Here is a 23,388-nt window from a genome sequence, read left to right as displayed (position 1 = left end):
TGCGGTCTCGCTCGTCGAATGGTCCGATGGCGCCGAGGAACAGAGCACCTACACCGACACCGCAGGTCCACCACAGGGGCGCTCGATCGCGCCGTGACGAGGAAGGCACTGGGATGACATGCAACCTCGGGGCTCACAGCGCCCGGCACCGGATCTCCCACAGGTGGATCTCATGAGTGCCCCGGACATCCCGGCCGACCGGCCGCCCACCGAGTCGAAGGCACGGACCCGCGTTCCGGCCGGGTCCTGGATCTCGTGGCTGGCTCTGGCGTTGATGACCACCAGTTCCGTTGCCAGTCTGCGGCCGTCGCCGACGATGGCCGTCTACGGTCTCGCCTGCGTCTTCTTGTACGTGGTGCCCGCGATCGTGTTCCTGCTCCCGACATCGCTGGTATCGGCCGAATTGGCGTCCGGATGGGAGGGCGGAGTCTACAACTGGGTCGCTCTCGGGATCTCCAAGCCGATGGGCTTTCTGGCGGTGTGGTGCCAGTTCGCGATGACGATCTTCTATTACCCGAGTCTGCTCGGATACGTGGCCAGCACCCTCGCGTACGTCATCAATCCGGCTTTGGCCAGTAGCGGCGTGTGGACCGCCCTGGTCATCATGATCTGCTACTGGTCCGGGGTCTACATCTCCTCCCGCGGCACCAAGGGCGTTGCGGGCCTGGCCAGCGGCGGACTGATCATCGGCACCCTGATCCCGGGGGTGCTGCTGGTGATCCTGGGCGCCGTCTTCCTCGGGCAGGGGAACCCCTCGGCTGCTCCGATGACGGCCGATCATCTGCTGCCGGCCTGGGCCGGACTGGCCAGCCTGGTGTTGATCGTCAACAACTTCCTGTCCTACTCCGGGATGGAGATGAACGCCGTTCACGTCTCCTCGTTGCGCAATCCCGCCAAGGAATTTCCGAAGGCGATGTTCTTCGCGATGGGGCTGGTGCTGTTGATCTTCATCCTGCCCGCACTGGCCATCAGCTGGGTGGTGCCCGCCGAACAGCTGTCCCTGACTGCCGGTGTGATGCAGGCATTCGACGCCGTGTTCGCACAATTCGGCTGGCAATGGCTGACCCCGGTGATCGGAATCATGCTGGTGGCCGCCTCTCTCGGCGGCATGCTGACGTGGTTGGCGGGCCCCTCGAAGGGCCTGCTGCTGATCTCTCGGCAGGAAGGCTACCTGCCGCCGTTCCTGCAGCGGGTGAACAAGCACGGAGTGCAACAGAACATCCTCGTCACGCAAGGTCTGGTCACCACGGTGATCGCCCTCTTGTACGCGTTCATCCCGGACGTGTCGAGCACCTACTGGATCTTCTCGGTGATCACCACCCAGGTGTATCTGATCATGTACCTGCTGATGTTCGTCGCCGCGGTCCGGCTGCGCCGCAAGTTTCCCGACCACCCCCGCGGCTACCGGGCTCCGATGCTCGTCGGGCTCTGCGGCGTCGGCTTCGCCGCCTCGCTCGCTGCTCTGCTCATCGGCTTCATCCCGCCCTCGCAGTTCAGTTCCGGCAACGCCGGGGTCTACTTCCTGATCGTCGCCGCCGGCGCGCTCGGTCTCGGCCTGCTGGTGCCCTACCTGTTCTACAAATCCCGCAAGCCTTCGTGGAAACAACCCGAGGAGAGCTCGTCATGACCACCGCGGAGGAAACATGGAATCGCCGTGACCGCATGATCATCTACGGGGTCGTCGCATTTGTCATCGTCATCCTCACCGTCATTGCCCTGCTCCTGTTTCCCTATGTCTCGTCGAGCCGAGAAGCCGAGGCCAAGGCCGACCAGCTCATCGCCGCCCTGGACCAGGCCGGCGCCCGCACCCCCTCGCGCGACCAGATCGTCAGGGTGCTCGGCGAAGACGGCGGGGCCGTCTGCGCCAATCCCGATGCTCCGTTGACCCGCGCCACCTTGCTGTCCCAGATGGTCAACGGAGCAGGCGGACCGGGCACCCGACCGGTCATCGTGGACGATCGGGTCGTTCAAGGAGAACTGCTGATCATCGAGATCTACTGCCCCGAAAAACTACCCGAGTTCCAGCAGTTCGTGGACGACCTCGAGACCAGCGATGTGGCAGGGGAGTAACCGATGGATCTGACCGAGCGCATCAGCGATCTGATGCCGCAGGTGAAGGAAGAACTGACCGAACTCGTCGCGATGCAATCGGTGGCCGATCCCCGCCGATATCCTCCCGAAGAATGTCACCGTGCGGCGGAATGGGTACGGCAGAAATTCGACCGACAAGGCTTCGCAGATGCCCGCCTGGAAGAAACCACCGACGGAAGTCACGCCGTGGTCGGGACGAGGCGATGCTCGAACCCGCAGGCCCCGACCGTGCTGCTCTACGCCCACTACGATGTCCAACCCCCGCTCGACGACACCGCTTGGGACACACCACCGTTCCAGCTCACCGAGAAGAACGGGCGCTGGTACGGACGCGGAACCGCCGACTGCAAAGGCAACATCCTCGTTCACCTGACCGCGCTGCGAGCTCTCGGCGGTGAACTCCCCGTGCACCTCAAACTCGTGGTCGAGGGGTCGGAGGAGCAAGGCACCGGCGGCCTGGAAGCGTTCGTCCAGGACAACGCAGATCTCCTGCGCGCCGACGCGATCCTCGTGTGCGACACCGGCAATGCCGACGTGGGAAGACCCGCCGCCACCGTCAGCCTGCGCGGAATGGTCAACGTCGTCGTCACCGTCGAAGCGCTCACCTCAGAGCTGCACTCCGGCATGTTCGGTGGGGCCGCCCCGGACGCCCTTGCCGCTCTGGTCGCCATGCTGGCAACCCTGCGAGATGCCAAGGGCAACACCACTATCCACGGTCTGGACAACAACCAGACCTGGGCCGGCGAGCGCTACCCACCGGAACAGTTCCGCACCGACGCCGGCATGCTCGACACCGAATCCGTGCTCGGCGACGGCACCGTCTCCGACATGCTCTGGGCGCGTCCGGCCCTGACCATCCTCGGCATCGACTGCCCGCCGGTGGTCGGCTCGGCGGCGGCGATCGCGCCGCGGGCCCGCGCCCGCCTGAACCTGCGGATACCCCCCGGACTCGAAGCCCCACAGGCACAGAAGGCCCTCATCGACCATTTGCGTGCCGCCGCACCGTGGGGGGTCGCCGTCGAGATCGAGGTGGAAGCCTCCGGATCGCCGTTCCGGGCCCGCGCCGACGGACCCGCCTATCAGGCCCTCGCAGCAGCCATGCAGCAGGCCTACGGTCGGCCCATGGTCATGCTGGGACAAGGCGGATCCATCCCGTTGTGCAACGTCCTCGCCGACACATACCCCGACGCCGAGATCATCTTGATGGGCGTCGAAGAACCACGGGCCCTGATCCATGCCCCCAACGAAAGCGTCGATCCCGCCGAGATCGCGGCGATGTCGGCGGTCGAGGCCCAATTCCTGCAGAACTACGCGAGCATCCATCCGTGAGACGAAGGAAAGGAACGATCAGGTTTCGAGTTATCGCTGGTCCAGCACGGTGCGTAGAAGGAACCGCAGGGGCAGCGGTACTTCTCGTCGTCGTGTCCGAGTGCTCGTTGTGAGCAGGTGCGGCGCGACGATTCTGCTACCGCCAATGAGCCGAAGTTCCTGCGATAGAGGCATGATTCGGCGCACACTTGCCTCGTCGCGTCCGTTGGCAAAGGGAGACGAACTGTGTCACAGCATGCGCGTACCGATCAGGAAAGCATGTCCGTCAAACAGGGGATCGCCGCGGGAACCTCGGTCGGGGCCGCAGTCATCATGGTTACGATCGGTGTCCTGCAGTTCTTCCAGGGACTTGCCGCGGTGGCCGAGGACGAACTGCTCGTCCAGGGCCAGGAGTACACGTTCAAGTTCGACTTCACCACGTGGGGATGGATCCACATCGTCCTCGGTGTGGTCATGGTGGTCGTGGGCATCGCCTTGATCACCGGCGTCACCTGGGCGCGGGTGGCGGCGATCGTCATCGCGGCGTTGTCGATCCTGGCGAACTTCATGTGGCTGCCGTACTACCCGGGGTGGGCGATCGCGATCATCGCGCTCGACGTGGTGGTGATCTGGGCGATCTCGACCTGGCAACCGCGCGCCGCCTACCGCTGAGTCGAAGGCTCCACCCGGCAACCCGCTTGTCCGATGCGCACCGGTCACCACCGTCGCCGATGCTGGCCACCCTCGGCCGGCCACCGACCGGTGCCGGCTGGGCAGTGGAGATGAAGTGGGACGGGCAACGCACGATCGCCGTCGTCCGCGACGGCGGGTGCCGCCTGTTCAGCCGCAACGGCAAAGACGTCACCGCTTCGTTTCCCGAGCTGCCCGAGGCACTTGTCGAAGCATTCGAGCACCGGGACGGCGTCGTGGACGGGGAGATCGTCGCCCTCGACGAGAAGGGGCGGCCCTCGTTCGCCCGATTGCAGCGCCGCATGGCACGTGCACCGATCGGCTGGTAAATGCCGTGCCCGGAACGGGGAGGATCACGACGGTATCGCAGAGAGCTTCGACTTTCTGGCCGTCCGGGGCGGGTGACGTTCGAGTTGCTTCGGCTCGCCCGACGCTTCCAGAGGACGCGCACTTGTGCGTTCCGGTGGTCCGAGCGCGGCCTCGATGCGAAAATTCGAAGGTTCCCGCATGCAGGACAAGCGGAGGAGTTCGACGTTGGAAGCGGAGCTCCCATCGTCCGGCTGGACGGCCGAACGGATGTTCGCCGGCCCCGGCGACGCCCGCGAGCGGCACCGGAACACCGATTGGTCGGCGACCGCACTCGGGCCGGTGGAGACCTGGCCCATGGAACTGCGGATGGCGGTGAACACCGTGCTGCCGTCGGAAGTGCCGATGCTGGTGTGGTGGGGGCCGGAACTGATCCAGATCTTCAACGACGCGTTCGTTCCCATCCTCGGCGACAAGTACCCCGCTGCGGTCGGGCAGCGGGGAGCGGACTGCTGGCGGGAGATCTGGGACGCGGTTGGCTCCCTCGCCGAGGAAGCGTGGGCCGGCCGGGCCACCTTCACCGAGAACGAACGGCTGTTCCTGCAGCGTCACGGTTTCGTCGAGGAGTCGTACTGGACGTTCTCCTACAGCCCGATCTTCGACGACACCGGAGCCGTGGCGGGGGTGTTCGTCGCCACCGCCGACACCACCGCGGCGGTGTTCGGTGATCGTCGCCGCGAGGCCATCAGCCGCCTCGGAACCGTCGCGATCTCGGATGCCGGCAACTCTGTCGCCGACATCTGCGAAAAGGCGCTGGCGGCGCTCGCCCTGAGCGGGGCCGACGTTCCCGTCGCCGCGGTCTATCTCGACTCGCGCACCGAGCACCCCGAGCGGGCCGTACCGCACACCTGGGACCGGGTCGCCGACCTCGGGACGATCGGCGACGTCGATGGACTCCTCGGGCCCGATGCCCAGCGGGTCCTCGACGAGGTAGCGAGGAGCCGCGAACCGCTCGTCGTCACCGGCGTCGCCGAACGCTCGCCCGGCGTCGTCGACCCCACGCGCCTGCTCGGCGCGCAACCGTTCGACACGGTGGTGCTGCTACCGCTGACCGTTCCCGCCCGCGCCACCGCGATCGGGGTGCTGGCGGTCGGTTTGAACCCCAACCTGGCATACGACGACAACTATGCGGCCCTCGTCCAGCTGATCGCCGCCAGAATCTCAGGCCTGCTGCGCGACAGCCTCGCCTTCGATGCCGAACGTCGCCGCGCCGACGCGCTCGCCGAGGTCGACAAGGCCAAGACCCGTTTCCTGGAGACGGTCAGTCATGAGTTCCGCACGCCGCTGGTGCTGCTCCTCGGACCGCTGCAGAGCGTCCTCGACGACGCCGACGCCCTCACCGACGAGCAGCACGAATCCCTCGAAACCGCGCGGCGCGCCGTGATGCGCCTGCAGCGACTCGTCGACGTTCTGCTGGAAGCGACCCGCGCCGAGTCGTACAAGGTGCGTCCGCGTCTGCAGCCCACCGATGCGGCGGCACTGACCGCGGCGTGTGTCGAGCTCTACGAGCCGATCGTGCGCGACGCCGGGCTGACTCTGGTGACCCGGATCGACGATGCGGCCGCCGAAACGATCGCGCTCGACCCGGAGATCTGGTCGCACATCGTGTTCAACCTGCTGTCCAACGCCGTCAAGTACACGCTCGACGGGTCGATCACCGTCGAGTTGGGCATCGACGGCGACCGGTTGGTGCTGTCGGTGACGGACACCGGTGTGGGGATACCTCCGGACGAAGCGACCCGAGTCTTCGAACGATTCCACCGGGTGGAGGGCGCGGCCGGTCGCACCGCCGAAGGCGTGGGCTTGGGTTTGTCGCTGGTGTCGGACTGGGTGCAGGCTCTCGGCGGGACGGTCGCGGTGACGAGCGCGCCCGGCGCCGGAAGCACGTTCACGGTATCGGTGCCGCGCGTTGTGAGCAGCGAGAAACCTGTTGCTGCAGAAGGTGTTCCGGCCTCGATGGGCGGGTCATATCTTGCCGAGAGTGCGCAGTGGGTGAACGAGCCGACCGACGCCCCCGTGGCGGATGCCGCCGGCGGCAGGCCCCGCATCCTGGTGATCGACGACAATGCAGACCTGCGGAACTACCTGACAAGTTTGCTGGGCCAACAGGATTGGCGCGTCGATGCGGTGGCCGACGTCGCGACCGCACTGAAGCACATTCAGGATTCGCCGCCGCACCTCGTTCTCAGCGATGTGATGTTGCCCGGTCCGGACGGACTGGCGTTGCTGAAGCAGTTGCGCAACGATCCCGCCACCGCCCGGCTGCCGGTGATTCTGCTGACCGCGCGCGCCGGAACCTCGGCGGCGGTCGGTGGTCTGCAGGACGGCGCCGACGACTACATCACGAAGCCGTTCGAGCCCGACGAGTTGATCGCCCGGGTGCGGGTGAATCTGGAACTGTCCCGTTTGCGGGAAGAGATCATCGCGTTGAAGGAACGCGAATCAGGCCAGCTGCGTTCGGCTTTGGAGAGCCGAACCACGCTGAGCGAGGCAGTAGGTCTGATCATGGCGACGTTCCGGTGCGACGCGGATACCGCCTTCGAGAAACTCGTGGCCTTCTCGCAGCATCGCAACGTCAAGCTGCGCGTGATCGCACAGGAGATCGTCGAGGCCCACACCTCGTCGGTGCGCGAAGGGGGCTGATCGGGACGACTCCGTTCCGTGTGGATCCGTGGCCGCCGGGCGAACACGAATCCACACGGGACATACTGTGCCTCAGTTCTTCTCGTACAGCTTGTCGATCTCCTCGGCGTATTTCGCGTCGATCGGCTTGCGCTTGAGCTTCATCGTCGGGGTCAGCTCGTCACCGGACGGTTCCCAGATGTTCGGCAGCAGCTTGTACTTCTTGATCTGTTCGACGCGGGCCAGCTTCGAGTTCGCGACCTGCACGGCCTTGTCGACCGCTTCGACGACGAGCGGATTCTGCACGAGCTCCTCGTGTGTTCCCGTCAGACCGTGTTCGGCGGCGAACGCGGCGAGCGCATCCGGGTCCAGCGCGAGCAGCGCGACGTTGTAGGGGCGGTCGTTGCCGATCGCGACGGCGCCGCCGAGCATCGGGCACGCGGCCCGCAGCGCACCTTCGATGTTGGTGGGCGACATGTTCTTACCGGCCGCGTTGACGATCAGTTCCTTCTTGCGGTCGATCAGCTTCACGTAGCCGTCGGCGTCGATCTCGGCGATGTCACCGGTGTGCAGCCAGCCGGCGGCATCGATCGCTTCGGCGGTCTTCTCCGGGTCGTTCCGGTAGCCCTTCATCAGCAGCGGGCCGCGGACGAGGAGCTCGCCGTCCTCCGCGATCTTGATCTCCACACCGTCCACCGCCTGTCCGACGGTGCCGATGCGGATGGCGTCCGGTCGGTTGAGTGTCACCACGGCCGACGTCTCCGACATGCCCCACACCTCGGAGCACGGGATACCCAGGGCCAGGACGAATTCCAGGACCTCGGGGGAGATCGCGGCGGCACCGGTGACGGCGGCGCGCACCTGGTCGAGGCCGAGCTTCTTGCGGATCGCGGAGAGCACGAGCTTGTCGGCGAGCGCGTGCTGGAGCTCGAGCACCTTGGGGACCGGCTTGCCGTCCGACCTCAGGCGCGCATGCTTGCGTCCGACGTCGATGGACCACAACGCGAGCTTCTTCTTCACCGGGCTCGGCTCGTCGGCGAGGGTCTTGTCGATCGCCGCCTTGAGCTTGTACCAGACCTGCGGCACCGCGCCGAACATCGTCGGGCGGACCGTCGGCAGGACCGCGATGGCCTGCTTGAGGTCGTCGAGCGTGGTGATCTGCATGCCCGTGTGGACGGACGTGTAGTGCGCTCCCCACCGGTTCGCGATGTGCGCGTCCGGCAGATACGACACGAGCCGGTCGTCCGGGCCGGGGTTGAGGATCGGGGCGGTCGCCTCGATCTCCGCGATGAGGTTGGCGTGGGTCAGCTCGACGCCCTTCGGCGGACCGGTGGTGCCGGACGTGTAGATCAGGGTCAGCAGGTCCGACGGCTCCACCGCCTGCCACGACGCGTCGAAGTCGAACGACGGATCTGCGGCGGCCTCGAGTTCGTCGAGCGTGATGGTCCCCTCCGGGTGCCCGTCGACGCACACCAGCGTTTCGACGGCGGTGCCGGGAATGGCCTTCTGCAGTACCGGGACGAACTGCTCCTCGCAGATCATCACCTTGTTGCCGGCATTGCCGAGCACGTAGGTGATCTGTTCGGCGGTGAGGGAGTTGTAGATCGAGAACGCGGCGGCCCCCGCGTGCATGGCGGCGGTGTCAACGAGATGGAACTCGGGCCGGTTGGTCAGCATCAGGCCGACGGTGTCGCCCCGTTTCACGCCGAGCCCGGCGAGACCTGCGGTGAGTGTGCGGACCTTGTCGGCGTAGGCGCGCCAGGTGTAGGTGACGGAGTCGTCCGGGGTGCGCAGGGCAACCCGGTCGGGATACTTCGCGGCGGTCGCCTGGAACGCCTGACAGAGAGTGGTTGGTGCGGTCGTACGAGTTGTCATCGCTGTCCCCCAGAAGATTGTGACGAAGAGCATAAAACGGACTGCGCACGCATGTAATCGGATTGTGAGACGCCACTGCGCCGGGCGGCGCGGGCGTGGCTTGCGGCGGCAGATTACCCAGAATGGGCATTGTGGCACAAGTCACACGAATGCGGCAGCGGTGCCGCGAAAAGGGGGGGGACACCCGGCAGCGCGAATGTCCGGAATCAGCGGACCGGCAGGCGAGACCTGCCGGTCGCCGCATCAGGGCCGGTCGAACTGTTCCTCGCGGCCCAGCTTGCGCAGACGCATCCACTCGCGCAGACCCGCCGGGTCGCGTCGGGTGACCAGGAAATACCAGCCGAACCGCACCCATTCCTGCGGCAGCAGCCTGCGCATGCCGGGCTGCGACAGCAGGTAGCCGCGGTTGCGGTAGGTGAAGAAGCGCTTCGTCTCGTTGTCCGGATACTGCGTGTGCATGCGGCCACCGAGGATCGGCTTGAACTCGTCCGCCCCGTCCGGATGCAGGTAGGCGGTCTGCAGGCACGTGCCGAAGGGCAGGCCCGACCGCACCAGCCGGCGATGCACCTCGACCTCGTCGCCGCGCACGAACAGCCGCAGATCCGGCACGCCCACCGCGTCGATCGCCGCGGCGGTGAACAGGGCACCGTTGAACAGCGACGCGATGCCGGGCAGCAGATCCTCGTCGCCGAGTTCGCTGCGCCGACGTCGCCACACGACGCCGCGACGCAGCGGGAACGCGAGCCGATCGGGGTCGGCGATGTCGCACACCACCGGAGACACCTCAGCCAGGCCGTGCCGATGCGCGCACGCCAGGAGGGTCTCGAGCACCTCGGGGCCGTCGGGGCGGCCGTCGTCGTCGGCGAGCCACACCCGGTCCGCGCCGAGCGCGAGCGCGTGCAGGATGCCGAGGGCGAACCCACCCGCACCGCCGAGATTGTGCTTGGACCCGATGTAGGTGGTCGGCAGAGGCGCGGATTCGACGAGCAGGCGCACCTCGTTCTCGTCGGCGTTGTCGACGACGATCAGATGGTCGAGCGGCCGGGTCTGCGACGCCAGCACCTTCAGCGAATCGCCGAGCAGTTCGCGACGCTTGTGGGTGACGACGACCCCGATGATCCGTTCCGGGCTGTCAGGCACCGGCGGCACCCGTCGCCGCTGTGCCGTTGGACACGACACCGTTCCGTTCCGCGCGTTCGCGTTCGAGTTCTTCGATGATCGTGCGCACGTGGTCGCCGGCGTCGTTGCCCTCGTAGGCGCGCACGACCTCTTCGATGCCGCCCTGCTCGCGGATCCGGCCGTGGTCGATCCACATCGCCTGGTCGCACAGCTGGGCGAGGAATTCGTTGGAATGGCTCGCGAACACGAGGATGCCGGAGCGCGCGACGAGTTCCTGCAGCCGGACGCGGGCCTTCTTCATGAACTCGGCGTCGACCGCGCCGATGCCTTCGTCGAGCAGCAGGATCTCGGGGTCGATGCTGGTCACCACACCGAGGGCGACGCGCACCCGCATGCCGGTGGAGTAGGTGCGCAGCGGCATCGACAGGTAGTCACCGAGCTCGGTGAACTCCGCGATGTCGTCGACCTTCTGCAGCATCTGCTTGCGGGTCATGCCCAGGAACATGCCGCGGATCAGGATGTTCTCGTACCCGGAGATCTCCGGGTCCATGCCGACACCCAGATCGAAGACCGGGGCCACGCGACCGCGGACGCGGGCGGCCCCGCGCGTCGGTTCGTAGATCCCGGACAGCAATCGCAGCAGCGTGGACTTGCCGGCGCCGTTGTGCCCGACGAGCCCGACGCGGTCGCCTTCCTTCAGCGACATCGTGATGTCGCGCAGTGCCTCGACCACGACGACGTCCGAGTCGTTGCGGCCGATCGCTCCGCCTGCCTTACCCAGGAACGCCTTCTTCAGCGAGCGGGTCTTGGCGTCGAAGATCGGGAAGTCGACGCACGCATTGCGCGTTTCGATGCTGACCCGGCTCACGATGCTGCTCCAGAGACTGACACGGGTTCCGAGGGTACCGGGCGCGCCCGAGAGCACGCCCGGCCCGGACCCCGAATGGGACTACAGGTACTGCCCGGTGCCCGGGCTGCCGGGGTTGTGCTGCTGGCGTTCCTCGGGATTGTGGGGGTTTCCGCCCAGCCCGGGGGGCAGTGCGCCCTGGCGCATCTGCTCGAGCTGCGCCCGCGCCGCCATCTGCTGCGCGAACAAGGCGGTCTGGATGCCATGGAAGAGCCCCTCGAGCCAGCCGACGAGCTGAGCCTGCGCGATGCGCAGTTCCGCGTCGGACGGCACCGCGTCCTCACCGAACGGCAACGCGAGGCGTTCGAGCTCCTCCCGCAGTTCGGGAGCGAGGCCCTGCTCGAGTTCGCTGATGGACGACTTGTGGATCTCCTTCAGGCGGGTGCGGCTCGCATCGTCGAGGGGAGCCGCCCGGACCTCCTCGAGCAGTTGCTTGATCATGGTGCCGATCCGCATGACCTTGGCGGGCTGTTCGACCATGTCGGTGAGGGATTCGGCGTCGCTCTCCTCGGTCTTCGCGGCCGTGTCACCGTTGGTGCCGGGCTTGGGGACCGCGACCGGCCGACCGTCGGGACCGATCACAAGGACGGGCTCGTTCTCCGGATGCGTCATACCTCCATCTTGTCTCCTCGGCGGGCGCGGTGTCGCCCCACCCCGGCTGAGGTGCGGAATGTCCGCTGTTCCCCGGCCGGTCGTCGCGTACTCCACGTCACGTTCGTCCGGGCGCGGACGTCACTTCATTGACAGCGGGATTTAGAGTGTCACGCATGGCTTACGACGTTGCCCGGATCCGGGGGTTGATTCCCTCGCTCGGCGACGGGTGGACCCATTTCGATCCGCAGGCCGGCATGCAGATCCCCGACGCGGTCTCCCGCACGGTGTCTACGGCGTTCCGGAATTCCACCGCGTCCTCGTCGGGCAGGCACATGTCCTCCCGCCGCAGCGGATCGATGCTGCAGGCGGCGCGGGAGGCGATCGCCGATCTCGTCGGCGGTGAGCCCGCCGGCGTGGTGCTCGGTTCCGACCGCGCCGTGCTCCTGGCGTGGCTCGCCGAGGCGCTGAGCTCACGGCTCGGCCTGGGCACCGGGATGGTGCTGTCGCGGCTGGACGACGAGGCGAACATCGCACCCTGGCTGCGGGTCGCCAGCCGGTACGGTGCGCAGGTCCGCTGGGCCGAGGTGGACATCGAAACCTGCGATCTGCCCAGCTGGCAGTTCGAGGAGCTCATCACGTCGACCACCCGGCTGGTCGCGCTGACCGCCGCGTCGTCGATCGTCGGATCGGCCCCGGACGTGCGGGTCGTCGCCGACCGCGTCCACGAGGTCGGGGGCCTGATGGTCGTCGATGCCGCGGGCGCAGCCCCGTACGCGCACATCGACATGGACGATCTGAGCGCGGACATCCTCACAGTCAACGCGTCGGCGTGGGGCGGACCGCAGATCGGTGCGCTGGTCTTCCGTGATCCCTCGCAGCTCGACCGGATTCCGTCGATGTCGCTCGACCCGAACGCTCGCGGCCCGGAGCGGCTCGAGGTCGGCGGCCACCAGTACGCGCTGCTCGCCGGGCTCGTCACGTCCGTCGACTTCCTCGCGTCCCTGGACGACGAAGCGACCGGCACCCGCCGCGAAAAGCTCATCACGTCGATCAGTTCGATGCAGGACTACCAGGACCGGTTGTTCGACCGGCTGACCCGGCAGCTCGACAACCTGCCCGGTGTGATGGTGATCGGTCGCGCCGAGAGCCGCGTGCCGACGCTGAGCTTCACGATCCCGGGTCTACCGGCCGAGAAGGTCGCGGCGCACCTCGCCGACCGGCGCATCGCGACCGTCACCACCGGACGCGGCTCCAGCCGGCTGCTCGATTCGCTGGGCGTCGGTGAAGAGGGCGGTGCCGTGAGCATCGGCCTCGCCCCGTACACCACGCGCTACGAGATCGACCAGCTCGTTCGCGAGTTGCGCGCGATGACGGAGTGAGACCGGGCTGCTTCACCGGTTGATCGTGAGCACCACCTTGCCGACGGTGTCGGATGCGTCGAGCATCTCGTGTGCCGCGGCGGCCTCGGTGATCGGCAGTTCGGCGTGCACGATGGCGTGCACCTTGCCCTCGGCGATCAGCGGCCACAGGTTCTCGCGGACCGAGGCGACGATCTCGGCCTTCCCGGACTTGCCGGTGTCGGGACGCCCGCGCAGACCCGTCGCGAGGACGTGCCCGCGCTTGGCGAGAAGCTGACCGAGGTTCAGTTCGCCCTTCGATCCGCCCTGCATGCCGATCACGACGAGCCGCCCGTCGGGCGCGAGCACGTCGATGTTGCGGGGCAGGTACTTCGCGCCCATGTTGTCGAGGACGACGTCGGCGCCACCGAAGGTCGCGCGCACCTCCTCGACGAAATCCTGGGTGCGGTAGTCGATCGCCAGATCGGCGCCCAGCTCGCGGCACCGGTCGAGCTTGCCCGCCGACGCGGTGGTCGCGACCTTCGCGCCGAGGGCCTTCGCGACCTGGATGGCGTGGGTGCCGATGCCCCCGCCGCCGCCGTGCACGAGGAACACCTCGCCGCGTTCGAGCCCGGCGGCCATGACCACGTTCGACCACACCGTGCACGCGACCTCGGGCAGCGACGCGGCGGCCGCGAGATCCATGCCGTCGGGCACCGGCAGCAGCTGCGACGCCGGGACCGCGACCTGCTCGGCGTAGCCGCCGCCGGACAGCAGTGCGCAGACCCGGTCGCCGATGCTCCAGTCCGTCACGCCCTCGCCGAGTTCGGCGATCACACCGGAGCACTCGAGGCCGAGGATGTTGCTGGCCCCGCGCGGCGGTGGATACAGGCCGCGACGCTGCAGCAGGTCGGCACGGTTGACGGCGGTCGCGGCGACGTCGATGAGGACTTCACCCGGACCGGCGACCGGATCGGGCTGCTCGTCCCATCGGAGGACCTCGGGCCCGCCGGGTTCGGTGACAACGATTGCGCGCATGCGTTCGAAACTATCGTGTCGTCGTTCCTGTTCGCCGGAGATGTCGGGTACTGCGTGCATGTGTTGCGCAAAACAGACCTACCGGTCGGGAAAGTCGGGGGTGCTGACTACAATTCCCGCGTGAGCGCCGAACACGACGAGCCGAACTGGTTGACCGCCGAGGAACAGCACGCCTGGCGAACCTATATGGACGGCAACTACCGGCTCATGGATGTTCTCAACCGTGACCTGCAGGAAGCCCACGGCCTCACCCTCGCCGAATACCGCATCCTGGTCCTGCTGTCCGAAGCCCCGGACGGCCGGCTGCGCATGAGCGACCTCGCCGACGGCGTGCTCTCGTCCCGCAGCCGCCTCACCCACCAGATCCGCCGCATGGAGGACGAGGGCCTGGTGTCGCGCTGCGCCTGCGCCGAGGACGGTCGCGGGGTGCTGGCCGCCCTCACCGACGAGGGACGTGCCCGCCTCACCGAGGCCGCGCCCACCCATGTCGCGAGCGTCCGCCGCAATCTGATCGACCTGCTCAGCAAGTCTCAGATCAAGACCTTGGCCCAGATATTCACCAAGGTCGCGGCGGCCGTCGGCAACAGGTGATCATCCTATGGTTAGGATTTGCCACGGAAGCGTGGCAGAGCGGCCGAATGCACTCGCCTTGAAAGCGAGCTTGGGTAACACCAACGGGGGTTCAAATCCCTCCGCTTCCGCAGATAGGAACGGTCCCGATCTAGGCTGTTTAGCCTGGTCGGGACCGTTTTGTTCAGTGCGGTCTATTCGCCGGTGGGCATTTGTGCCCACATTTTGCCCACTCTCTGCGTAGATCGTGCGCTATCGAGGGCGTGACCGATCGCGTCCAGATCGGAGTCGAACAGGTCCGCGTAGGTGTCCAGCGTCATGGCGGCGGACGCGTGGCCGAGCATTCGCTGAAGCGCCTTCACGTTCACACCTGCGGCTACAGCCAGAGATGCGGCGGTGTGCCGGAGGTCGTGTGGGGTCACACGTTCAATGCCAGCGCGCTCGACTGCCTTGGTGAACCAGCCAGTCGTCGAGACGGGGCGGCGTAGGTGTTGACCATCGCGTCCGGGGAACACGAGGTCGTGACGATTGCGTCCCTCGCATTGGCGGGCCAGCTCGTCGACGAGGAACTGAGGGATTGGCACTATTCGGTGTTGGTGGTTCTTCGGGGTGCCGACGTGCACGGTCCTTCCCACCTGGACGGCGTTGTCGACCACGTGAAGGCGTCGCCGTAGTAGGTCGAGGTGTTCGACGCGTAGTGCGGTCGCCTCACCCCACCGCAGGCCACAGTAGGAAAGCAGAAGCACAAGCACTCGGTGTTGGCCTGCCTCCTCTGCGAGCCGTTCGACATCGGCATGTGTGAGGTAGACGCGTCGCTTACCGGTCTTCCGGGGCAGATTCTCCACTCCACGCGCAGGATTGCGTGCGAGGCGACGGGCTTTCACTGCCGAGTCCAGCAGGCCCGCCAGGATGCCGTATGCGCGGATAACGACAGTTGCGCCGCGCTCACGGTTCATGTCGGCAATCCAGTGCTCAACCGCGTCGAGATCGATATCTGCAATGCGGGTGGTTCCCCAGCGGGGCTGGACGTGGACGCGCCACGACGTCTCGAGGGACCGGTAGGTCGACGGTTTCAGATCGGACTGCTTGCGGTGCAACCATTCGGGTGCCAACTCGTCGACGGTGATCTGCCCGAGCTTCGGTGCGACGTACTCCCCACGCAACTTTTCGACCTCGACGGTGGCGGCGAAGTCCTGGGCATGTCTCTTGCTGGTGAATCCGCGCTTGTCGGTCTGGCGGCGGTCGGGGGTGCGGTAGCGGACGCGCCAGCGTCGGCCGGCCTTCGTCTCGTAGCTCTCAATCGTCGCCACGGTCAAGGTCCCTCGGGGTGCTTTCGCTGCTGTGGTCGGCTCCGGTGCGCTTCATCGCGACTCTGAGGGGATTGGTAACGAGGGCGTCCCGTAGTTCGTCATCGGTCATCTGCCGGAAGGTCCAGAGTGGACGCGTTCGGTGCAACCAATCGACGTCGACGGGTACCTCGGAATCGAGTGGGTGTGGCGCCTGGGCGGTGACCCATCGCCACAGGTCGAACGCGGTTGTCGGCTGAACGCCGCTCGCTTCGACTTCGGTGCTTGCGTCGTCGACGTGCGGCATGAGCAGTGTCGACGGGGTGACGTCGAGGGCCGCAGCGATCGCGACCAACTCATCGACGGTGACGCGACGGCTGTACGCCTCGATCTGACTAAGGGTGGTGTGGCTGATAGGGCGGCCAGCGTCTGAAATGCGCGCGGCGAGTTGGCGGAGCGTGAGACCGGACCTGGACCGCATTCGCGCAATGTTCGCGGCTACTGCCTCTCCGGTCGGCCCCAAGTCGACACGTTGGGTTCCCATAGCGCACACCTTACGTCCGTGTGGAAGGACCGGGTGTTGATAGTTCCGACTTCCATACATACGATCCCACATACCTTCATTTGTAAGGAAATGAAGGTATGTGTAAGGAATTCGATACAGGAGGGCGTATGGCCGACGAGCGATTGGCGACGGGGGATGAGGTGGCGGAGTATCTGCGGACATCACGCCAGCAGATGGCGACGTGGAGGTACCGCGGAACCGGACCCAAGTACGTGAAGGTCGGAAGGCGTCCGCTCTATCGGTGGTCGGACGTTGAGGCGTGGCTCGATGCCAACACCAAGACGCGTACCGACGACGCCGCGTAAGGGTGGTGGAGATATGTCGAAAAAAATTGTGCCCGAACAGGATTGCGGCCTGTCCGGGCACAAGAAGAACGCGTTCCTGGTTGGTCACGGTTCGAGGAAGAGTGTATCGCAGTCGGGTGGTGAGAGGGAGGGTGCTTCAGGGCGCCAGGAGACAATTCCGTTCGTTGCTGCAGCAGGAGCGGCCTACGGACATATCGCGGGGTTGATCCTCTGCCTGATCCGATACAGGTGCAATGTGCCGGGGCCAGACCGAATTGAAACAGAGGACGGGCGCCTGTGGCGTGTCAGCTATGCGTCGATCGCATCCGCGCTCGGCATGAGTCGGCAGCAGGTGCAGCGGGCTGTTCCAAAACTTGAGGAGGCCGGGGCGGTCGTCGTGGAGTACCGGCCGGAGCAATACGGCGACCAACGGCGCTCGTTCCGCGTCGTGCCCGATCCGAGTATCTGGCTCGACGATCCAGACTCTCTGAACTGCGAGAGTTCGGAATCGAACCGGTCCGATAACTCGACGACGTGCGAGAGTTCGGAATCGGTCTCTGAGAGGGTTCGGAATCGAACGGGGACCAGTTCGGAATCGGTCTCTGAGAGGGTTCGGAATCGAACAGGGACCAATTCGGAATCGAACTCTCTTCCTCTCTCTGAAGAAGTAGAAGAAGGAGGGAAAGAAGAGGCGGGGTCCGGGCGTACGCGTGCGTCGCGTGACGTCGCGGGTCTTGACCCCCTCCTGGAATCAAATGAGGAAAGGGCGGGCGCCTCGGACGCTGACGCGTCCATCGCTCCGGGCGAGCGTCCGGCGGAGCGATGCCAGCGGCACGACGGTCTGGGCTGGGTCGAGGAACGGTGCGGCGACTGCGCGCGCGCCAAGGCGGACGCGAAGCGATGGGACGCAGGCGAGGACGAGCGGCGCGCGGCAGCGGTGCGGACCAAACGGCGTGCAGTCGAGGAGTGCGGGCGGTGCGATGAACTCGGGTGGGTCGACCTCGGTGACTCCGTAGCGAAGTGCACGCATCCGGAGGTGGTCGCGGCGTGAGCGGTGACGTCATAGCGCTCGACCACCGTCGACGGGCCGGTGCGCTCACAGGTGGGTGGCGTGTCCCCTCCGGGCCGGTCGTGGATGCGTACGAAACAGACGGGGCGCTGTGGATCGCCTGCCGATGCGGAGCTGGTGAAGGGCAGGCGTGCATCGGGCCGGAGGGTCTCCTCCGTCGAGTCCCGTGCGTCTCTCGCCTGCGGGCCGCTGCACGGCGGACTGAGGGGCAGCAGCACACACCAGGACTGGCGGACCTGACCACCGTCCGGGCCACTCCATAGATCGGAGCGTGGGGGCGTGACCGTGAAGGGATGCACACATGAGGCACGACAGAACCGGGGAACTCGTCGACGACCAGGTCGACACCTGCGGCTGCGTCCTGGGCTGGCAACCGCCGGACCCGGACGGACGACCGCGACCGTGTCCACGCTGTCGACCGTGGCTGTGTCGGCGCAGCGTCGACGGACGGACACAGTGGGCGGTCGACCGGACACGGCTACCAGTGGCAAGCCAGCGCGTAGCGGTGGCGCGGCAGAACGAAAGTAGGTGAGCGAGCAATGGTCGATCCGATCGAGGTCGAGTGTCGGCGCAGGTTCCGACTCCGGGCCGGTGACCAACAGGGCTGCGGCGCGACACCCGGTGAACCGTGTCGCGAGATCGAGGAGGAGTCGCTACGCGGCAAGTACCACGGGGTACGACAGTCGGCGGCTGACCGGGCATACCGGCGTCGATTCAAGGGCACCAATGAACGCTGGTGACCTCGACACAGTCGGCGCAGGGGAGGGGGCTTTCCGATCGCAGAGCATCGGGCGACCGGAGGGGAGGTGTCCGGTTCCGCTGCTCTCTCCCCGACGGGGGCACCCCATCGCGCACGTGAGGACTGGCGGGTCTGGCGGCTGCGGTTCAGGTTCCCGGTGCTCGGTGATGGTGCTCGGTGGTGGTGCGTGCTCTGGCGGCGTCGTCGGCGTCGCGTTATTGACTGGTGCCGAGGGTGGACTGGGCCGGGAATGGGGTTCGGTCGCTCTGCGGGGCAGCTAGACGGTATTACGCGGATATTCGCAGGTAGAGCAATTGGAAGGGTGGACGTGATGAGTGAGGAACAGACCTCGGCGTATGAGGGTGACGGGCCGGTGGTGCTTTCAGGTGCGGAGCTGGTGGACTCGTCGGAGCTGTGGGGGCAGGCGGGTTGGTATCTGTCGGTGGGTGACCTGATGTTCGACGGCGGGCGGATCCCGACCGGTCGCGGCCTGGGTTGTGCGCGATGAGCGGGGCGGATACGTCGTTGGTCGACGTGGTGCGGGCCTCGCGGTTGGTCCTGGCGTCGATCGACCAGGACTCCGACCATTACCGGGTGGTCCTGGCGGAGTGTGCCGCGGATCCGTACGGCGACGGTGTCGACCGGCTGATCGGTGCGCTGGCGTCGCAGGTGTCGACGCTGTCGTCGATCGTGACGGGCGGGGATCCGTCGCGGTTCCTGCTCGACATCCTGGCCACGGCGACGGCTCCGGGTGCGGAGGAGTCGACGGATCCGGAGGGCGGGTCATGATCGCGGCGGCGGCGTTCGGTGCGGTCCGGCCGGAGCTAGTCGGCGTGGTGGAGCTGGTGTCGTCGCGGACTCGTCGCAGCGGCTGCACTGTGGCGGCGCTTCATGCTCGCCTCGACCAGCTCGAGGAGCGTAGGGGCCTGCCGATTCCGGAGCCTGCGGAGGATCGGCCGGCCTCGCAGCGGGAGATGGCCGGCCAACTGGTGGAGGTGGTGTCGTGATCGTGTCGGGTCGGGTGCTCGAGGTCGACGGGACGTCGTTTCGTCTGCGTCTCGACCAGGTCGTCGGCGTCGACGGGCTGCGGGATTCGGGGTTGCTGACTGTGTCGGCGGACCTGCTGGATCCGTTCGCGGTCGTCGGCGGGGTCGACTCGGTCGAGGTCGACGGGTCCGGCGGGATGATCGTGTCGGGTGAGGTCGACGCGGTCGACGGGTCGCGGTCGACTCGTCGGGTCCGTGGGTTGTTGGCGGGTCGGCGGGTGTCGCGGTTCGAGGTCGAGGGGCGGTGTCTGCGGCTGCTTCATGCTCACCTCGGCGGGGGTCTGCCGGTCGCGGGTGTCGAGCTGGTCGGCGTGGGTTCGTAGGCTGGGGGTGTCGTTCCCCAACGACACGTCCACCCTGCGGTGGTCCCGATCGGATTGTGGTTGATTCCCTTCTGTCCGGTCCGGTCGGGACTGCTTCAGGTGTCCGGGGCCGCCTCGCCTGTGTTGGGCCGCTAGTCGGTGACAGCCTCCCAACGGGTGCCGCGTAGAACGTGCGACGCGTAATCCGTTGGTGCACTTCATTTTTCGGGGTGCGTATGTGGAGGTAAACATGGGTGCTCGACAGAAACTCGCGGCGGCTCTCGCTCGCGTGAAAGAGCTTCAAGACGTGACCGGTCGTGAGTACACGGCGGCGGAGCTGGCGGAGATCGACCGGCTCAAGTCGGAGATTCCGGCCATGCGTGCGGAGGTCGACCGACTCGACCGGGTGAAAGCGGATATCGACGCTATCGCGGGTGACGTGGGCGACGGTGAACCTCGTCGGGGGTTCCTCGACCTTCGCTCGAAATCCTTTGTGCGCGAACTGGCTTCGGGGATGCTCGCCGACACGGGTGTCGGCCGTAAGGCGCTGGTGAGTGGCGGGTCCGTCGCTCCGGTTCAGATCGTCTCGGATCCGGTGCCGGAGGGTCGACCGGCTACCGGCCTGCTTCAAGTCATCCCGGTGATCGGGGACTCTCCGGCGCGGTTCGAGTATCTGCGTCAGGTGCAGCGGGAATTGAACGCTGCCCCGGTCGCGGCCGGTGGCACCAAACCGACCTCGATCCTCGGTCTCGAAAAGATCGAGGCATCGTTGCACGTCGTCGCGCACGTGTCGGAGCCGATCGACGTCTACATGCTGCAAGACTTGCCGACACTCGAGACGTTCGTCGGGTCCGAAATGGCGTACGGCGTGCAACGTGCACTCGAGGCGGAGATGGTCAACGGCACCGGTGACGCTCCATCGCTGGCGGGCCTGCTCACTGCTACCGGTGTGCTGTCGCAGGCGTTCGCGGTCGATGCGCTGACGTCGACGCGTAAGGCGATCACCCAACTCGAGGACGATGGTCTGATTCCGTCGGCGTTCGTCATGTCTCCGACCGATTGGGAGGCAATCGAGCTGGCGCGTACGGACGGCGGTAACGGCAAGCTCGAGATGGTCGACCAGCCGGTCGACCGTGCAGCTCGTCGACTGTGGGGCGTCCCGGTCGTGACCTCGCCGGAGGTCGCGGCCGGCCGATCCCTGCTGCTGTCGCAGGACTCGGTGGCACTGCGGGTCGACAAGGGTCTGCAACTGCGGGTCTCGGAGAACGTCGGTACCGACTTCGAGACGAACCAGGTTCGCTTCCGTGCGGAGCTGCGCGCGGAGGTTCAGCTCAACCGTCCGGGCGGCGTCGCCGTAGTCGAAATGGCAGGTTCTGGGGTCTGACGTCACCAAGCTGTGCTTTAGACGGCTGATCGGGAGGTTTGGCACTCACCTGGTGAGGCCAAACCTCCCGTTCTCATGCCTCCGCGGAAGCGGTGGGTAATTGTGGTTCGGGACGGCTGTCGATGAATCGCGCGACCACCTCGCGTGCGAGCCGGATGCATTTTCTGCGATCGTCAGCAGTCAGGAAATCTGCGGCGCCATGTCGCCGCGCCTTTGCGGCTTCTGCCAGCTCGCCCAGCTCTTCGCGTGTGACGTTCAAAGTTGTCCGGAGCCGCTCCCATGTCTTTGTTTTTGTTGCGGACGCTTGGGGGTCGTCGTCTGGGTCCGTGAAGCACTGGCGAATGCTCTCTACTGCTCTGTACGCGTAGAACGCGGCATCGTCGGGGTAGAGCAATGCGGAGCGCAGGTCGGCAAGCGCGTAGCGAACGTGAGGTACCGCAGCAGCGGCGTGTAGGTACTTCGTGATCTTGTCCGGCCCCACCCGGTTGCCTTCAACGGTTGAGAATTCAGACTGTGAAAGACGGTTCCACACGAGCCAGCTTGGCCGGGGAGTGGGCTGATCGGGCAGGTCCACATACCCATTAAGCAGCTCAACTTCGAGTGCGGCCCCTAGATGAAACCCGAGTGTGTCGAGAGCCGCGCGAATCCATGTTGAAGCTTCTTGCCATTGCGCATTGAACCAATCTGCCCGCTCGAATTCAGACAAGCGGTCTAAGTCCTCGGCGTCGTTCGTTTGAAGCGTCACGCTGAAGGCGGAGTCCTGAACGCTGATAACCAGGATCCTGTCACCACGACTAAGTCGAATCGGAGCGTCGTAGACCCACTGCCCTGCGCGAGGATGGATCAGGCCGGTGAATCTGACAAGAATCATCTCCAAAGAATGCCGTATGTCGATCTTCAATGCAGCACGGTACTTCGATGCCCACACTTTGCCCACAGTTGAGTGGTCACACCGGCTATCACGAACTATCTAGTGCTAGGAATTTGACCTGGTAGATGAGGTTTTGTCCTTCCAGTCAGGGTATGTGAAAGGGTTCAAATCCCTCCGCTTCCGCCACGAAGCCCCTCACCTGTTGCAGGTGAGGGGTTTCTTGTTGGTTCTGCGGGGTCGCGTCACCCCCCGCCGTTCCGAGCGAGCGGCACGCTCAGTCGATTGAAGGAGACGGGTGTACCACTCGCTCGGACAACGAGGGGGCCGGCCGCCCGGGTCGGAAAGGGGCGGGCCGTCAGCCGGGCAGGTTCTCCGGAATCCAGTTCGGGTTCCGCTTCTCCATGAATGCCCGCATCCCTTCCCGAGGTTCGGGTGAAGTCTCGAGCGCGCCGAGCATCGTCTCGTAGTCGAAGAGTCCGTAGCGCTCGTTGAGCATGCGCTTGACCTGGGCGCGTGCGATGGGGGAGGTCTGCAGGATTTCTCGCGCCGCCTGCAATGCTGCCTCCCGGAGGTTCTCGTGCGGCACGACGCGGGAGATGACGCCCAGACGCTGGGCCTCGGCGGCGTCGAACCGACGCGCCGAGAGCATCAGGTCCCGCGCGACCGCGACGCCGACGTGCGCGGGCAGCGCGGCCGCGAAGGTCGCGTCGGGGATGCCGCGGAGCAGTTCGGGCACGCGGAAGGTCGCGCGGTCGCTGGCCACGGCGATGTCGGACATCATCGCGACCAGCAGACCGCCCGCCTGGCAGATGCCGTTGACGGCGGAGACGACGGGCGCGCGGCTGTCGCGGATGGTGAGGAACGGCAGGATGTCGTGCCCGATGCCGTCGGGCAGGTTGTCGCCGGGTTCGGCGCGTCCGCCCAGGTCGCCGCCCGGTGCGAAGACGTCGTCGACGCCCGTGATGATGAGCGCGGCCAGGTCCGGATCGGAGTTGACGAGCCGGACCGCTCGTTTGAGCCCGTAATACATCGCCGGGGTGAAGGCATTGCGCGCTGCCGGCCGATCGATGATGCACCAGCCGATCGCGCCCTCGCGTTCGAAACGCAGGCCGCCGGCTCCCAAGTCGTCTCCCATGGGTGCAGCATATCCAGTTCTCGTGAAATGAGAACGGGATATCCGACACGGTGCTCCCGAGGCCTGTGTAACACCGCGATACGGGGGGTAAGTGCGATTCCGGACCACCCTCCGAACCGATCGAAACGGCTCGCCACACCCTTCGAGGTGCTTGACCCCGGTAAGCCGTGGAGGGTTGGGTGGGCGGACC

The 23,388-nt window shown here is 66.3% G+C and carries 24 protein-coding genes and 1 tRNA gene; 16 read left to right on the top strand and 9 right to left on the bottom strand.

What is annotated here, in order from left to right:
- Positions 1-172 precede the first annotated feature (172 nt).
- The 6 genes from M1M07_RS07890 to M1M07_RS07865 all read left to right on the top strand — a co-directional run bounded on the left by M1M07_RS07890 (position 173) and on the right by M1M07_RS07865 (position 7,098).
- The gene (locus M1M07_RS07890; protein WP_248673804.1) at positions 173-1,627 is read left to right on the top strand and encodes an APC family permease; all 1,455 of its coding nucleotides are present in this window, start codon (positions 173-175) and stop codon (positions 1,625-1,627) included.
- Positions 1,624-2,070, top strand: a complete 447-nt coding sequence (locus M1M07_RS07885) for a hypothetical protein (RefSeq protein ID WP_248673803.1) — start codon at positions 1,624-1,626, stop codon at positions 2,068-2,070. Before M1M07_RS07890 ends, M1M07_RS07885 begins: the two co-directional genes overlap by 4 nt.
- A 3-nt stretch (positions 2,071-2,073) precedes the next feature.
- Complete coding sequence (locus tag M1M07_RS07880) at positions 2,074-3,420, top strand: dipeptidase (RefSeq protein WP_248673802.1); 1,347 nt, start codon at positions 2,074-2,076, stop codon at positions 3,418-3,420.
- A gap of 258 nt (positions 3,421-3,678) precedes the next feature.
- The gene (locus tag M1M07_RS07875) at positions 3,679-4,071 is read left to right on the top strand and encodes a hypothetical protein (protein WP_248673801.1); all 393 of its coding nucleotides are present in this window, start codon (positions 3,679-3,681) and stop codon (positions 4,069-4,071) included.
- Between the two features lie 59 nt (positions 4,072-4,130).
- Positions 4,131-4,418 carry a hypothetical protein gene (locus tag M1M07_RS07870; protein WP_308200783.1) on the top strand — a complete coding sequence of 96 codons (288 nt, stop codon included), beginning with the start codon at positions 4,131-4,133 and terminating at the stop codon, positions 4,416-4,418.
- Between the two features lie 178 nt (positions 4,419-4,596).
- The gene (locus M1M07_RS07865) at positions 4,597-7,098 is read left to right on the top strand and encodes a response regulator (RefSeq protein ID WP_248673800.1); all 2,502 of its coding nucleotides are present in this window, start codon (positions 4,597-4,599) and stop codon (positions 7,096-7,098) included.
- A 72-nt stretch (positions 7,099-7,170) separates the two neighbouring features.
- Here M1M07_RS07865 and M1M07_RS07860 read toward each other — a convergent pair whose 3' ends face one another.
- The 4 genes from M1M07_RS07860 to M1M07_RS07845 all read right to left on the bottom strand — a co-directional run bounded on the left by M1M07_RS07860 (position 7,171) and on the right by M1M07_RS07845 (position 11,590).
- Complete coding sequence (locus tag M1M07_RS07860) at positions 7,171-8,952, bottom strand: long-chain fatty acid--CoA ligase (protein WP_248673799.1); 1,782 nt, start codon at positions 8,950-8,952, stop codon at positions 7,171-7,173.
- A 243-nt stretch (positions 8,953-9,195) separates the two neighbouring features.
- Positions 9,196-10,092: a glycosyltransferase family 2 protein gene (locus tag M1M07_RS07855; protein ID WP_197251802.1), complete on the bottom strand. Its 897-nt coding sequence runs from the start codon at positions 10,090-10,092 to the stop codon at positions 9,196-9,198.
- Complete coding sequence (locus M1M07_RS07850; protein ID WP_197251813.1) at positions 10,085-10,942, bottom strand: ABC transporter ATP-binding protein; 858 nt, start codon at positions 10,940-10,942, stop codon at positions 10,085-10,087. The genes M1M07_RS07855 and M1M07_RS07850 overlap by 8 nt, the downstream gene beginning before the upstream one ends.
- Positions 10,943-11,020: 78 nt before the next feature.
- Positions 11,021-11,590 carry a bacterial proteasome activator family protein gene (locus M1M07_RS07845; protein WP_197251803.1) on the bottom strand — a complete coding sequence of 190 codons (570 nt, stop codon included), beginning with the start codon at positions 11,588-11,590 and terminating at the stop codon, positions 11,021-11,023.
- Between the two features lie 155 nt (positions 11,591-11,745).
- Here M1M07_RS07845 and M1M07_RS07840 point away from each other — a divergent pair, with 155 nt between their 5' ends.
- The gene (locus tag M1M07_RS07840) at positions 11,746-12,951 is read left to right on the top strand and encodes a cysteine desulfurase-like protein (RefSeq protein WP_248673798.1); all 1,206 of its coding nucleotides are present in this window, start codon (positions 11,746-11,748) and stop codon (positions 12,949-12,951) included.
- Positions 12,952-12,963: 12 nt separating this feature from the next.
- Here M1M07_RS07840 and M1M07_RS07835 read toward each other — a convergent pair whose 3' ends face one another.
- Entirely contained in the window at positions 12,964-13,947 is a 984-nt protein-coding gene (locus M1M07_RS07835; protein ID WP_248673797.1) for an NAD(P)H-quinone oxidoreductase, read from the bottom strand.
- A gap of 186 nt (positions 13,948-14,133) precedes the next feature.
- Here M1M07_RS07835 and M1M07_RS07830 point away from each other — a divergent pair, with 186 nt between their 5' ends.
- Positions 14,134-14,538: a MarR family winged helix-turn-helix transcriptional regulator gene (locus M1M07_RS07830; protein WP_248673848.1), complete on the top strand. Its 405-nt coding sequence runs from the start codon at positions 14,134-14,136 to the stop codon at positions 14,536-14,538.
- Between the two features lie 25 nt (positions 14,539-14,563).
- Positions 14,564-14,648 (top strand) — tRNA-Ser (locus M1M07_RS07825).
- Between the two features lie 63 nt (positions 14,649-14,711).
- Here the strand turns inward: M1M07_RS07825 and M1M07_RS07820 are convergent.
- Together M1M07_RS07820 and M1M07_RS07815 are read right to left on the bottom strand one after the other, a co-directional pair.
- Positions 14,712-15,827, bottom strand: a complete 1,116-nt coding sequence (locus M1M07_RS07820; protein WP_248673796.1) for a site-specific integrase — start codon at positions 15,825-15,827, stop codon at positions 14,712-14,714.
- Positions 15,814-16,347 (bottom strand): helix-turn-helix domain-containing protein, encoded by a 534-nt coding sequence (locus M1M07_RS07815; RefSeq protein ID WP_248673795.1) that lies wholly within the window; start codon positions 16,345-16,347, stop codon positions 15,814-15,816. Before M1M07_RS07815 ends, M1M07_RS07820 begins: the two co-directional genes overlap by 14 nt.
- Before the next feature lie 128 nt (positions 16,348-16,475).
- Between M1M07_RS07815 and M1M07_RS07810 the strand changes: the two genes are divergently transcribed.
- The 7 genes from M1M07_RS07810 to M1M07_RS07780 all read left to right on the top strand — a co-directional run bounded on the left by M1M07_RS07810 (position 16,476) and on the right by M1M07_RS07780 (position 21,192).
- Positions 16,476-16,673 carry an AlpA family transcriptional regulator gene (locus tag M1M07_RS07810; protein ID WP_248673794.1) on the top strand — a complete coding sequence of 66 codons (198 nt, stop codon included), beginning with the start codon at positions 16,476-16,478 and terminating at the stop codon, positions 16,671-16,673.
- A 13-nt stretch (positions 16,674-16,686) separates the two neighbouring features.
- Positions 16,687-17,703, top strand: coding sequence for a hypothetical protein (locus M1M07_RS07805; RefSeq protein WP_248673793.1), 1,017 nt, complete (start codon positions 16,687-16,689; stop codon positions 17,701-17,703).
- A 1,088-nt stretch (positions 17,704-18,791) separates the two neighbouring features.
- Positions 18,792-18,968, top strand: a complete 177-nt coding sequence (locus M1M07_RS07800; RefSeq protein WP_248673792.1) for a hypothetical protein — start codon at positions 18,792-18,794, stop codon at positions 18,966-18,968.
- Positions 18,965-19,249, top strand: coding sequence for a hypothetical protein (locus tag M1M07_RS07795; protein ID WP_248673791.1), 285 nt, complete (start codon positions 18,965-18,967; stop codon positions 19,247-19,249). Before M1M07_RS07800 ends, M1M07_RS07795 begins: the two co-directional genes overlap by 4 nt.
- Positions 19,246-19,467, top strand: coding sequence for a hypothetical protein (locus tag M1M07_RS07790; protein WP_248673790.1), 222 nt, complete (start codon positions 19,246-19,248; stop codon positions 19,465-19,467). Before M1M07_RS07795 ends, M1M07_RS07790 begins: the two co-directional genes overlap by 4 nt.
- The gene (locus M1M07_RS07785) at positions 19,464-19,829 is read left to right on the top strand and encodes a hypothetical protein (RefSeq protein WP_248673789.1); all 366 of its coding nucleotides are present in this window, start codon (positions 19,464-19,466) and stop codon (positions 19,827-19,829) included. The genes M1M07_RS07790 and M1M07_RS07785 overlap by 4 nt, the downstream gene beginning before the upstream one ends.
- Before the next feature lie 229 nt (positions 19,830-20,058).
- Positions 20,059-21,192 (top strand): phage major capsid protein, encoded by a 1,134-nt coding sequence (locus M1M07_RS07780; protein WP_248673788.1) that lies wholly within the window; start codon positions 20,059-20,061, stop codon positions 21,190-21,192.
- 73 nt (positions 21,193-21,265) lie between these two features.
- On the opposite strand, the gene M1M07_RS07775 is transcribed toward M1M07_RS07780, so the two are convergent.
- Together M1M07_RS07775 and M1M07_RS07770 are read right to left on the bottom strand one after the other, a co-directional pair.
- Positions 21,266-22,093 carry a hypothetical protein gene (locus M1M07_RS07775; protein WP_248673787.1) on the bottom strand — a complete coding sequence of 276 codons (828 nt, stop codon included), beginning with the start codon at positions 22,091-22,093 and terminating at the stop codon, positions 21,266-21,268.
- A 325-nt stretch (positions 22,094-22,418) separates the two neighbouring features.
- Entirely contained in the window at positions 22,419-23,198 is a 780-nt protein-coding gene (locus M1M07_RS07770) for an enoyl-CoA hydratase/isomerase family protein (protein ID WP_197251805.1), read from the bottom strand.
- Between the last annotated feature and the right edge of the window lie 190 nt (positions 23,199-23,388).

This window comes from Rhodococcus sp. HM1, assembly GCF_023218075.1.
Classification (GTDB): Bacteria; Actinomycetota; Actinomycetes; order Mycobacteriales; family Mycobacteriaceae; genus Rhodococcus.
This window is presented reverse-complemented; position numbering and strand designations above follow the sequence as displayed.

Excerpts from the sequence above, each read along its gene's own strand:
- M1M07_RS07890 (WP_248673804.1), top strand. The coding sequence starts at position 173 with ATGAGTGCCCCGGACATCCCGGCCGACCGGCCGCCCACCGAGTCGAAG.
- M1M07_RS07885 (WP_248673803.1), top strand. The coding sequence starts at position 1,624 with ATGACCACCGCGGAGGAAACATGGAATCGCCGTGACCGCATGATCATC.
- M1M07_RS07880 (WP_248673802.1), top strand. The coding sequence starts at position 2,074 with ATGGATCTGACCGAGCGCATCAGCGATCTGATGCCGCAGGTGAAGGAA.
- M1M07_RS07875 (WP_248673801.1), top strand. The coding sequence starts at position 3,679 with ATGTCCGTCAAACAGGGGATCGCCGCGGGAACCTCGGTCGGGGCCGCA.
- M1M07_RS07870 (WP_308200783.1), top strand. The coding sequence starts at position 4,131 with ATGCTGGCCACCCTCGGCCGGCCACCGACCGGTGCCGGCTGGGCAGTG.
- M1M07_RS07865 (WP_248673800.1), top strand. The coding sequence starts at position 4,597 with ATGCAGGACAAGCGGAGGAGTTCGACGTTGGAAGCGGAGCTCCCATCG.
- M1M07_RS07860 (WP_248673799.1), bottom strand. The coding sequence starts at position 8,952 with ATGACAACTCGTACGACCGCACCAACCACTCTCTGTCAGGCGTTCCAG.
- M1M07_RS07845 (WP_197251803.1), bottom strand. The coding sequence starts at position 11,590 with ATGACGCATCCGGAGAACGAGCCCGTCCTTGTGATCGGTCCCGACGGT.
- M1M07_RS07840 (WP_248673798.1), top strand. The coding sequence starts at position 11,746 with ATGGCTTACGACGTTGCCCGGATCCGGGGGTTGATTCCCTCGCTCGGC.
- M1M07_RS07835 (WP_248673797.1), bottom strand. The coding sequence starts at position 13,947 with ATGCGCGCAATCGTTGTCACCGAACCCGGCGGGCCCGAGGTCCTCCGA.
- M1M07_RS07830 (WP_248673848.1), top strand. The coding sequence starts at position 14,134 with ATGGACGGCAACTACCGGCTCATGGATGTTCTCAACCGTGACCTGCAG.
- M1M07_RS07815 (WP_248673795.1), bottom strand. The coding sequence starts at position 16,347 with ATGGGAACCCAACGTGTCGACTTGGGGCCGACCGGAGAGGCAGTAGCC.
- M1M07_RS07810 (WP_248673794.1), top strand. The coding sequence starts at position 16,476 with ATGGCCGACGAGCGATTGGCGACGGGGGATGAGGTGGCGGAGTATCTG.
- M1M07_RS07805 (WP_248673793.1), top strand. The coding sequence starts at position 16,687 with ATGTCGAAAAAAATTGTGCCCGAACAGGATTGCGGCCTGTCCGGGCAC.
- M1M07_RS07800 (WP_248673792.1), top strand. The coding sequence starts at position 18,792 with ATGAGTGAGGAACAGACCTCGGCGTATGAGGGTGACGGGCCGGTGGTG.
- M1M07_RS07795 (WP_248673791.1), top strand. The coding sequence starts at position 18,965 with ATGAGCGGGGCGGATACGTCGTTGGTCGACGTGGTGCGGGCCTCGCGG.
- M1M07_RS07790 (WP_248673790.1), top strand. The coding sequence starts at position 19,246 with ATGATCGCGGCGGCGGCGTTCGGTGCGGTCCGGCCGGAGCTAGTCGGC.
- M1M07_RS07780 (WP_248673788.1), top strand. The coding sequence starts at position 20,059 with ATGGGTGCTCGACAGAAACTCGCGGCGGCTCTCGCTCGCGTGAAAGAG.
- M1M07_RS07770 (WP_197251805.1), bottom strand. The coding sequence starts at position 23,198 with ATGGGAGACGACTTGGGAGCCGGCGGCCTGCGTTTCGAACGCGAGGGC.